This window comes from Trichocoleus sp. FACHB-90 (assembly GCF_014695505.1).
GTDB classification, from domain to species: Bacteria; Cyanobacteriota; Cyanobacteriia; order Cyanobacteriales; family FACHB-T130; genus Funiculus; species Funiculus sociatus.
On the sequence record NZ_JACJOK010000030.1, the window covers coordinates 1 to 4,703 of the forward strand.

Genomic DNA, 4,703 nt, shown 5'->3' on the forward strand with positions numbered 1-4,703 from the left:
TTAATTATTCGGCAGAGCTATGGTTTTAAGAGCTTTGAATCTTTACGAGAGAAGCTGCTAGCTTGCTTATTTAAATAAAATTTACTTATACCCATAAGTACAGGAGAGCCAAAGAAGTTAGATTAATCTTAATTGTTATAAAAGCTATTGTAATTAGTAGAAATTATTGGGATGTGAAAGGCCTATACAAAAAGCAGAAATATATTAAACAGGGAAGATGAGGAAATGAAAAAATCTAAAATTGCCAAGCAAACGATTGATTTAGCAGGATATCAATACCAAGAGCCGCATTATTTACAAACGCGATCGCGTATTAACTCGCTGGTGGAAAGATATCTATCAATAGACATTCTCCAGAATTGCCTAGTAGATTTACCCAGACAGTTTGAAAAACCACATCAGCGACCTTGGCAACCGATTGATTGGCAAGCAATTAATCCGGCTCAAATTATAGGTGTTAAACCTGCGCTATTTACAGCAGCGATCGCTAATGCGGTGGAAATAGAAACGCCGATTCGGGCTTATGCCAAAGAAAGCTGGGATTATTTGCAGGCACCCCATCCCCAAATGGCAAAATTTGTAGGCGGCACATTTGCGGCAGATGGAGCGGTGCTAGAGGTAGGATTATGGGAGAAAGAAGAAAGACAGCACCGACCTGCTTTTAGCAAAATATATCAACAATTGACAGGGGAAAAACTAAATCCTCAGTCAAACTCTGTCCAAGGCTACGAATCTAGCGGCAATATTCGCGAAGATGTATATAAACACGCACTCAGCAGAATTACCACCGAATGGGGCGCAACTTCCGTATATCTGTGGTTGATGGCGCACTCAACAGGGGCATTACAACAAGCGATCGCGCAACCCCTACAAGATGAGATCAATCATCTGGCAAAATTCTGGGGATCAGCCGTTGGGCTTTTGGAGATTCTTATCTGACTCGCTTGCGGGGTACTACTAAAAATTTAATGAGTCTCCTGCAACACCACCAAGGCGAACGCACTCACACCAAGGAACTATTGCAATTAGGATATGCCTTGTACGCTGTAGAACTGGTGTTTACATTTGCGCGATTGATGGTGCAGCTGCGTCGGTGGAACCAAACTCTAAGTGATGAGGATCTTGTAAAGTTGTTTGGCTTACCGCCACAAGAGAGATTAGCTGCTAGTTGATAACCTATTAACTGTTAGTCTTTATTGAGTAGGGTGGACATTGGCTATTCTACTTACTTGATTATATAAATAGCGGAAGATGAATGTAATTCCAGCGATCGATCTGCTAGAAGGGCGGTGTGTGCGATTGTATCAGGGAGACTACGAGCGATCGCAAGTTTTTGACAACAACCCCGCTCATGTAGCTAAACTCTGGGTAGACCAAGGAGCAACCCAGCTGCATATTGTAGACCTTGACGGCGCTAAAACTGGCTCTTTGGTAAATCGGCAGGCAATTGAAGCGATATTACAAACGGTGCAAGTGCCAGTACAAGTTGGGGGTGGCTTGCGCGACAAAAGCGCAGTTCGTCAGCTGCTAGACATGGGCGTTGAACGGGTAATTTTGGGAACCGTTGCAGTTGAACAACCCCAGCTAGTAGAACAACTTTGCCAAGAATTTCCTGGGCAAATTATTGTGGGAATCGATGCCCGTAATGGAAAAGTTGCCACTAGAGGCTGGTTAGAAACTTCTGAAGTTACGGCAATTGACTTAGCTAAACAGATGCAACATCTGGGGACAGCTGCGATTATCTACACCGATATTCATCGCGATGGCACCCTTTCCGGGCCAAACTTAGAAGCATTAAGAGAACTCGCTAATGCTGTCTCAATTCCCATCATTGCTTCTGGCGGTGTCAGTTCCATTACTGACCTCTTGAGTTTGCTAGCTCTTGAACCTTTGGGGGTAAGCGGCGTTATCGTTGGCAGAGCCATCTACACTGGTGATGTTTCGCTCAAATCAGCCATACAAGCAGTGGGACAAGGACGTATTCAGGATGTCCCCCCAGATTTAGGCTTTTCCACCTTTGCTTAATTAACTCTAGTTCCCAGCCTCAGCCTGGGAACGCTCATCTAGAGGCTTTCCTTCCTGAGTAAAACGTAGATTGAGCCATTGGAACCTCACCCAACATCTAGTAAGCAAGCATGAGTTATTGAGTTTCCAGACGGTAAGCCCCACCTACGAATTACTACAAATTACTTAACTTTTTCATACTGCTTCGTCATGTGGTAGCTGCACCGGAAGCTCAATATAGAATTCTGTTCCTTCTCCCGGTTTCGATCGGCAACTTAGAACACCGCCGTGTTTTTCTACAACAATTTGATAGCTGATTGATAAACCTAATCCCGTACCTTGTCCTACTGGTTTCGTAGTAAAGAATGGGTCAAATATATTTTGCTGCACATGGGGCGGTATCCCAGGCCCATTGTCAGCGATTCTGATTACCACTTTATGGTCATCTACCATTTCTGTGCGAATCTGAATGATAGGAGAGTTAGTTGTCAGTTTTAGGCTGTCGGTTGTTTCTCCATCCATTGACTCTTCCAGGGCATCAACAGCATTACTCAAGATATTCATAAATACCTGATTGAGTTGCCCAGCATAGCACTCCACGATTGGTAGATTGCTATAATCTTTGATTATCTGGATATGTGGTCGTCCTGCTTTAGGTTTCAGGCGATGCTGTAACAAAAGTAGGGTATTGTCAATTCCATTGTGTAAATCAAAAGGCTCCCTTGCTGCTTTATCTACACGGGAAAAATTACGCAGTGACAGAACAATTTGACGAATGCGCTCTGCTCCTACCAACATTGAGTTCATCAGTTTTGGCAGGTCTTCGCTGACGAAATCTAAGTCAATTTCTTCTAAGGCTTCTTTAATTACTGGTGTTGCGTTGGGATATTGCTGCTGGTAGAGGCGAATAAGGTGGAGCAACTCCTGAGTGTATTCAGTGGCGTAGGGAAGATTGCCGTAGATGAAGGAAACAGGGTTGTTAATTTCATGTGCCACGCCAGCAACTAACTGCCCCAAACTGGACATTTTTTCGGTTTGAACAAGTTGGGTTTGAGTTTGTTGCAGTTCATACAAAGCTTGTTCCAGCTGAGTTGCTTTTTCTCTCAGTTGAGCTTCCGATTTTATTAATGCTGCCTCGGCTAGCTTTCGATCTGTGATGTCGCGAGAGTTGACCACCATGCGGACTCCCGGTGCATCCATTAGGAGATTGCTATGGGTTGATTCTATATAACGCCATGAGCCATCTTTATGCCGAAACCGAAATTCAATTGTTAAAGCGGTTGTGGGATTTTGCAGAACTTCTCGAAAGTCTTTTTGTAAAAAGGGAATGTCATCTGTGTGAACAAAGTCAAATGTATTTTTGCCAATTAATTCTTTTGGCTTGTATCCTAAAATGCGTTCGATGGCAGGGCTGGCATATTTAATGGTGCCGTCGCCTTCCAAAATGGTGATCAGATTAGAGCTATTTTGCAGAAGACTTCGCCATTTTGCTTCGTTCTGCCCCCAAACCACAGCTTCCCGCTTGCGTTCTTCTTCAACGCTAATAGCAGAGGCAATAATCCCCATCAGCTTTTTGTCAGCTTCACAGGGAATAAATTGATTTTGATATGCTACGCATACTGAGCCGATGTATTCACCAGCGCATTTGACAGCTTGCCCGATATAAGTTTGCAATTGGTAGGGGATTACCCAATTATCGCTTTCGGCATAGGGAGTGTTTGGCAAATCTTGAACTACAAAAGTTTGGTCGCTGCGTTGCTGGATAACGTCATAGCAAATGTTGCCTTCTGGTTCTCTGACGTTGGAAAAGTCTGGCGGCGTTTGGGACTGTCCCCATGCCCATAGCAAGCCTTCATGCAGTCGATTGTAAACTGCCCAAGCTCCGCCGAGTAAATCTCCTGCCAACGCTGTGAGACGGTTAATGTTATCATCCGGGTCAGAGTTAAGGCTGGAAAAGCACTCATTAATTTTTGAGAGTTGTTCGCCTGCCTTTTGGTTGGTGATGTCGCTTAACGTGCAGATGACTTGTTCGACAGTACCATCTGTATTTAACTGCGGTTCGGTATTCACGGATAGCCAGACGCGATCGCTATTCGTTGGTCGATACACCCCTAAAACTAAATTTCGCAGCGCTTGGCGCGTCGAAAGTAGCAGCAATGCTTGCTTTGCTCTGACTGGTGCCGTATGGAGTTTCAGCTGAAATGGCGTTCCATTTTCTTGAATAACGTGCCAATCTGAGTCAAGAGGCTCTTGATTTAACAGCTGGCTTTCGGTTAACCCCAGCAAGTTCAACGCCGCTTGATTCATCATGCGGATTTCCCCGCTAACTCCCATTACTAATACACCCACTGGTAGTTCTTTGAGGAGCGCTGGGGGCAGGTTCTCAATCCGGGGCGCTAAGGCACCGCTTTGCTGATTAGTGTGTAAAGGGGGCATATCTTCCAGCCAAGGTACTAAGTGAGTACCTGGAGTATTTGTTATGTCTATTCTGGTATAACTCGTTATACCGTTAAACTGGATACACCCTGAGTAGTAATTATTTCACGAATTTATTATTCTCTGAAGAAACTAGCTTTACACTTTTCTTCAGGGTAAGCGCATCTAAATATGAGTGTGAAATGTACTAAGTATTAAGCTAATGAAAACGGCTATTAATCTGAGAGAAGGGGCTATCTCATGGCATCAGGCTTAGACTCCGG

The 4,703-nt window shown here is 44.2% G+C and carries 4 protein-coding genes; 3 read left to right on the forward strand and 1 reads right to left on the reverse strand.

Annotation, left to right across the window (positions count from 1 at the left end; genetic code table 11):
- Positions 1-225 precede the first annotated feature (225 nt).
- From H6F74_RS09195 to hisA, 3 genes are all read left to right on the forward strand, one after another.
- Positions 226-939 (forward strand): hypothetical protein, encoded by a 714-nt coding sequence (locus tag H6F74_RS09195; RefSeq protein WP_242021949.1) that lies wholly within the window; start codon positions 226-228, stop codon positions 937-939.
- 29 nt (positions 940-968) lie between these two features.
- A complete protein-coding gene (locus tag H6F74_RS29915; protein WP_242021950.1) occupies positions 969-1,172 on the forward strand; it encodes a hypothetical protein in 204 nt (67 codons plus the stop codon).
- A gap of 79 nt (positions 1,173-1,251) precedes the next feature.
- Positions 1,252-2,025 carry a 1-(5-phosphoribosyl)-5-[(5-phosphoribosylamino)methylideneamino]imidazole-4-carboxamide isomerase gene (gene hisA / locus H6F74_RS09200; protein ID WP_190439512.1) on the forward strand — a complete coding sequence of 258 codons (774 nt, stop codon included), beginning with the start codon at positions 1,252-1,254 and terminating at the stop codon, positions 2,023-2,025.
- 174 nt (positions 2,026-2,199) lie between these two features.
- Here the strand turns inward: hisA and H6F74_RS09205 are convergent, their stop codons facing one another.
- The gene (locus H6F74_RS09205; RefSeq protein WP_190439517.1) at positions 2,200-4,440 is read right to left on the reverse strand and encodes a PAS domain S-box protein; all 2,241 of its coding nucleotides are present in this window, start codon (positions 4,438-4,440) and stop codon (positions 2,200-2,202) included.
- Positions 4,441-4,703 lie beyond the last annotated feature (263 nt).